Raw genomic sequence first — 6,390 nt, 5'->3', positions numbered from 1 at the left:
CCCGGAGCACCGGGCCCGCGTGGACCGGGAACTGGCCGGCAACCGGGACCGGCTGCACGGGCTCGGGAACCGGGCGCTGCGGGCCGAAGCCAAGCGCATCGCTTACCGGCTCGATCCCCGCTCGGTGGTGGAGCGGGCGGCGAAGGCCGAAGCGGACCGGCATGTGTCCTCCCGGCCCGAGCCCGACACCATGGTCTCGGTCCGGACCCTGCTGCCGGTGGTCCAGGGGGTGGCGGTGATGGCAGCCCTGCACCGGGAAGCGGACCGGCTGCGCAGCATGGGCGACCCGCGGTCCAGGGGCCAGCTGATGGCCGATACCGTGTTCGAACGCGTCACCGGGCGCAGCACCGCCGACCCCGCCCGGCTGGAAATCCAGCTGGTGATGACCGACCGCGCCCTGCTCCACGGCCGGAACGAACCGGCCTGGCTGACCGGGCACGGCATCGTCCCGGCCCGCTACGCCCGCAACCTCACCCGCCCGCCACAAGAACCGCAGGCACCGGCACAACCACCGGCAACCACCACCGACGGCAGCCCGCCGGGCGGGATAGGGCAGAAGGCGCCGCCGGCCGGGACCGAACCGGGGTGGAAGACCGCCCGCGAGCAGGCCCAACGCAACAAGGTGTTGAAACAGGCCAGCGTGGAAGACATCTGGGTCCGCCGCCTCTACACCAGCCCGGGGACCGGGCAGCTGTTGGGGATGGACTCGGCCGCACGGAAGTTCCCCGACGGGATGCGCCGGATGATCCACGCCCGCGACGCGGTCTGCGCCAGGCCCTGGTGCGACGCCCCGATCCGGCACATCGACCACATCGTGCCCTGGTCACACGGCGGCAAAACCACCATGGCCAACGGCCAGGGACTGTGCGAACAATGCAACCAGTCCAAGGAAGCCGAAGGCTGGTCCAGCCGCCCTACTGAGGGACCGCACCACGCGGTGGAGACCACCACCCCCACCGGACACACCTACACCTCCACCCCGCCACCACTACCAGGCACGCCGCCAACCGGGGCGTCAGAGTCCGGTCACGCCAGAGCCGGGACGGTGCCGGCAGGTACACGGACGTCGGCACAAGGGACGGCTCACCCATCCTTGGCGGCGAGCGCCGAAATCATCCACCGCGCTTTGGCCGCTGCCGCGGCTAACAGCGATTACGACGCCGGCGACGGCGCCCGGCTGGGTGCGTGCGCTGCCGGCGGTTGGGCAGTAGTGAAAATCCCGAGGGACAAGCTCGCCCCGTCGGCCGCCTAAGCAACCAGGTCAAGCTGTGGGACTGCTAGCGCAAGGGGAGTGGCGCTGACAAACGCTAGCGGGGAGTGGCACTAACCAGCACGAGGGGCAGTGGCACTCATCAAAGCAGGGCGGTGGCACTAATCAGCGCAAAGGGGAGTGGCACTAACCAGCGCACGGGGGAGCCTCCAGGCTCGCGGGACCTCGAAGGGTGCCTACGCGTTGTCGCGAATGAGATTGGTAATCCGCGCCGTGGAGAGGCGCCGCCCGGCGTCATCGGTCATCACGACTTCGTGCACGGTCAGCGAACGCCCCAGCTGGATCGCGGTCGCGGTGCCGGTGACCAGTCCCGAGGAGACGGAGCGGTGATGACTGGCGCCGACTTCGATGCCGACGGCGTGGCGGCCGGCGCCCGCGTGCAGAGTCGCCGCGAAGGACCCCAGCGTTTCAGCCAGCACCACGTGCGCGCCGCCATGCAGGATGCCCGCCACCTGGGTATTCCCTTCCACCGGCATGGTTGCCACCATGCGCTGCGGCGTCATCTCGCTGAAAACGATGCCCATCTTCACCACGAGCGATCCCACCCCGGTGTGTATCAGCAACCGGTGCAGGTGTTCCGGGACACCGGCGTCGACCAGTTCGGCGATCGTGGCCGCGGCCGAGGCCGGAAGCGCGCCCTGCGAGTGTCCCGCAGCACTGTCGCCGGGTGTGAATTTGTCGCTCATGGGAACTAGGCTGGCAGGTGTGAGTGAAACTAACAAACCGGAAGCAGCCACCGCGACAGTAGAGGCGGAGGTAGCCCCCGTTTCCGGCCCGGAGAGCGAAGCATCGGGGCCTAAGCGCCTGCTGCTGATCGATGGCCACTCGATGGCGTTCCGCGCGTTCTATGCCCTGCCAGTGGAAAACTTCTCCACGGATACCGGCCAGCACACGAATGCCGTCTACGGTTTCACCTCCATGCTGATCAAGATGATCGAGCAGCGCGAACCGACCCACATCGCCGTGGCGTTCGACCTGGACACTCCCACCTTCCGCACCGAGGAGTATTCCGAGTACAAGGGCGGCCGTAACAAGACGCCCGAGGAATTCCATGGCCAGGTGGACCTGATCGTCAAGGTGATGGAGGCGATGCAGATCCCCACCGTCACCCTGGACGGATACGAGGCCGACGACGTCATCGCCACCCTGAGTGAGCGGGCGGAGAAGTCCGGCTGGGAGGTTCTGGTGGTGTCGGGGGACCGGGACGCCTTCCAGCTCATCACGGACAAAGTCACCGTGCTGTACCCGAAGAAGGGCATCAGCGACATCCCGCCGATGGACGCCGACGCGGTGGAAGCCAAGTACTTCGTCCGGCCGGAGCGGTACGCCGATCTCGCGGCCCTCGTCGGTGAGACCGCCGACAACCTTCCCGGCGTTCCCGGCGTTGGCCCCAAGACCGCTGCCAAGTGGATTAATCTCTACGGCGGCGTGGAGGGCATCCTGGAGAACCTGGATTCGATCGGCGGCAAGGTAGGCGAGGCTCTTCGGGCCAATGTCGATTCCGTCAAGCGCAACCGCCGGCTGAACCACCTGCTCCGGGACTTGGACCTGCCCGTGAAACTGGAGCACATGGTGCTGCAGCACCCCGACCGGGCCGCCATCGAGGAACTCTTCGATGCACTCCAGTTCAACACCCTGCGCAAGCGGCTTTTCGACCTTTTCGGCGAGGAGGACGCCGTCCGCGAGACGGAGGTCAATGCCCCCGCCCACACGGTGGTCACCGATGCGGCCGCCCTGAAGGAATGGCTGGAGGAGACCAACCAGCACAACGTTGCCCTGCAGTTGGTGGCCGAAACCGCGGAAGGCGGGGACGACGCCGTCGGGCTGGCCCTGGTGGCCCACGCCCAGGCCGCCTACGTGCCGCTGACTGCGCTGGACGCCGACGCCGAGCAGTTGCTGGCACACTGGCTGTCCGACCTTGACGCACCGAAGGTCGTCCACGACTTCAAGTACGCCTACAAGGTTCTCTCGCGGCGCGGGTTCGAGCTGTTGGGCGTCGTTGACGACACCGCGATTTCGGCCTATCTCATCCAGCCGGACCGGCGCAGCTACGAACTGGCGGACCTGGCCCAGTACCACCTGAAGATGTCCGTGGCGGCCCCCGAAACCGCAGCCAACGGGCAGTTGGAGCTCGGTCTGTCCGAGGATGACAAGGCCGGACCGGCCGTGGTGCAGGCCTTCGCCGCGCTGCAGCTGAGCGAACACTTCGCCGGGCAACTGGTAGATCGCGGCGCCAACCAGCTGCTGGGCGGGCTCGACCTGCCCCTGTCGCTGGTACTGGCGCGGATGGAACTGGACGGCATCGCCGTGGACGCGGGTGCGCTGGACCGGCTGGTGGACGACTTCACCGTGACCATCGACGCTGCCAGCTCGGCGGCCTTCGGCATCATTGGCAAGGAAATCAACCTGGGCTCGCCCAAGCAGCTGCAGACGGTGCTGTTCGAGGAGCTGGGGCTGCCGAAGACCAAGAAGATCAAGACCGGCTATTCGACCGACGCCGATGCGCTCAACGACCTGTTCGCCAAGACGGGCAACGAATTCCTGGTCCAGCTGCTGGCCTATCGTGACGCCTCGAAGCTGCGGCAAACGGTGGAAGGCCTCCGCAAGACCGTGGCGGATGATGGGCGGATCCACACCACCTATGCGCAGACGGTGGCCGCCACCGGCAGGCTGTCCTCCATTAACCCGAACCTGCAGAACATCCCGGTCCGGTCGGAGGCGGGCCGGCGCATCCGCGAGGCGTTCGTCGTCGGCGAGGGCTACGAGCTGCTGGTGACCGCCGACTACTCGCAGATCGAAATGCGGATCATGGCTCACCTGTCCGGAGACGAGGGCCTGATCGAGGCGTTCCGCTCGGGCGAGGACCTGCACCGGTTCGTCGGTTCGCACATCTTCGGCGTCGCCCCGGAGGATGTCACCAGCGAGATGCGCGCCAAGGTCAAGGCCATGTCCTACGGCCTGGTGTACGGGCTGAGTTCCTTCGGGCTGTCCAAGCAGCTGAACATCTCCGTGGACGAGGCGCGGACCCTGATGAAGGAATACTTCTCCCGGTTCGGCGCTGTCCGCGACTACCTGCGCGGAGTTGTGGACAAGGCCAGGGTGGACGGGTTTACGTCGACCATCGAAGGCCGCCGCCGCTACCTGCCGGACCTGGCCAGCGACAACCGCCAGCTGCGCGAGATGTCGGAGCGGGCCGCCCTGAACGCGCCCATCCAGGGATCGGCGGCCGACATCATCAAGAAGGCCATGCTCGGCGTCTCGGAGGAGCTGCGCCACCAGGGGCTGAAGTCCCGGATGCTGCTGCAGGTCCACGACGAACTCGTGCTTGAAGTAGCGGCGGGGGAGCGGGAACAGGTGGAAAAGTTGGTGCGTGCCCAGATGGGCGGCGCCGCGGAACTGACGGTGCCGTTGGACGTGTCCGTGGGCGTCGGCGCCAACTGGCAGGAAGCCGGACACTAGGCACGTCCCGCCTCCGGCGTCCCCGGCACGCGGAGGCGGTGACGGTTCTGTGCGATGGCTGCGGCTCCCTCTGGCGGACCGGGGGAGGTGCCGCTAGGCTCGAAGATCGTGACCACGCACACCCAGGAAACCCGCCAGGACATCCGCATTGACCGGTTTGCCGCCGGGCTCGACGGCGACCGGCCGGACGCCAGGACCCTCGGCTGGTTCGAAGCGGTCAGGTTCGGGTTCCACGACGGCAAGCCCGATGCCTCCGACATCGCCGCCTACGCCCGGGTCTACGGCAACGACCAGCGGATCCTTTGGGGCGCCTACGACGACACGCAGCGGCCGGGCGTGTGGGACCCCGAAGTGCCTGTCGCTACCTACGCCACCATGGTCAACACCCTCAACGTGGGCGGCGGGCGGCTGCTGGACACCCACCTGATCACCGCGGTGACGGTCCGGGCGACGCATCGGCGCCGCGGCCTGCTGCGGCGGATGATCACCGACGACCTGAAGCAGGCGGCCGGCCGGGGACTCGCGATGGCGGCGCTCACCGCTTCCGAGGCCACCATCTACGGACGCTTCGGGTTTGGCGCGGCGACGTTCATCCGCGAAGTGGAAATCGATGCCCGCGAACGGTTCGGGCTGCGCGCCGCCGCGACGGGGACGATGGAGTTGGCCGACCCGGCTTCGCTCCAAAACCTGGCGCCGGAAATATTCAGCGGGTTCCACACCCGGACCCTTGGCTCCGTCGGGCGCCAGGCCAGTTACGCCTTCCGGGTCTCGGGCCGCTGGAGCGAGGACAAGGCGTCGGAAGACAAGTCGCTGCGGGCGGCCGTCCATTACGACGGCGACGGCCGGCCGGACGGCTATGTCAGCTACCGCTTTGCCGGCTGGGACAGCAAGCCCTACACCGTGAAGGTGGCTGACCTGGTTGCCGCCGGGCAGGATGCGTACCTGGAGTTGTGGCGTTACCTCGGGTCGCTGGACCTGGTGGAACGGATCAAGTTCCCGCTCGGGCCGGTGGAGGATCCGCTGGCGTGGGGCCTGGCCGACAGCCGCGGCTACGAGGTGGCGGCGGTCGAAGATGTGTTGTGGCTGCGCGTGCTGGACCCGGTAGCGGCCCTCCAAGCCAGGCCGTACCTGCACGACGGCTCGTGCACCCTGCGGATCACCGATCCGCTGGACATATGCGGCGGCGCTTACCGGCTGACCGTCAAGGACGGCCGGGGAGTGGTCGACGTGCTGCCGGAGGACGCGGACGTCGACGCCACAGTGCCCGTGGATTCCCTCGGTTCGCTGTATCTGGGCGGAGTCCAGGCGCGGACCCTGGCGGCGGGCGGCCACTTCTCGGGTACGTCAGCGGAGGCGGTGTCCCGGATGGACCGACTGTTCGCCACGGACACCGCTCCGTATTGCATCACGCATTTTTGACCCTTCCGGGAAGGGGGCCGCGGGCACAGTTTCGGCGTGCACCTGCGCCTTGACCGGGCGCGTCGCTTTGCCGGGATTGGCGCGACCAGTTAGACTTATTGGGCGCGTAATGCGTATGGAGAGCCCTTCGCCGAAGGCAGGCTCCATGAGCTTCACCAAAACACATCAGTCCGTTTCCGTAAACGGCAATGCATCCCGTGTGCTGCAGCTGGCCAATGCTGCTGCGCGCCGGGACGCAGGGC

Annotated in this window: 4 protein-coding genes; 3 read left to right on the top strand and 1 reads right to left on the bottom strand. The window is 67.6% G+C overall.

Translation table 11 applies throughout. The features are described 5' to 3' along the window. Window positions 1–1,252 (top strand): HNH endonuclease (locus tag AC5RUP_RS10045; protein WP_494158508.1); only part of this gene is annotated, 1,252 nt, incomplete at its 5' end. A gap of 194 nt (window positions 1,253–1,446) precedes the next feature. On the opposite strand, the gene AC5RUP_RS10040 is transcribed toward AC5RUP_RS10045, so the two are convergent. Continuing rightward, complete coding sequence (locus AC5RUP_RS10040) at window positions 1,447–1,956, bottom strand: hotdog fold thioesterase (protein WP_494067732.1); 510 nt, start codon at window positions 1,954–1,956, stop codon at window positions 1,447–1,449. On the opposite strand from AC5RUP_RS10040, the gene polA reads away from it, so the two are divergent. Together polA and AC5RUP_RS10030 are read left to right on the top strand one after the other, a co-directional pair. Continuing rightward, window positions 1,955–4,729: a DNA polymerase I gene (polA, locus tag AC5RUP_RS10035; protein WP_494154064.1), complete on the top strand. Its 2,775-nt coding sequence runs from the start codon at window positions 1,955–1,957 to the stop codon at window positions 4,727–4,729. The two genes, AC5RUP_RS10040 and polA, sit on opposite strands and share 2 nt — an antisense overlap. A 108-nt stretch (window positions 4,730–4,837) precedes the next feature. After that, window positions 4,838–6,148 carry a GNAT family N-acetyltransferase gene (locus AC5RUP_RS10030; RefSeq protein ID WP_494154063.1) on the top strand — a complete coding sequence of 437 codons (1,311 nt, stop codon included), beginning with the start codon at window positions 4,838–4,840 and terminating at the stop codon, window positions 6,146–6,148. Window positions 6,149–6,390: the final 242 nt, after the last annotated feature.

This window comes from Arthrobacter sp. Y3223151 (assembly GCF_059091125.1).
The sequence above is the reverse complement of the archived record's forward strand: the minus strand, read 5'-3'. Positions and strand labels throughout refer to the sequence as shown.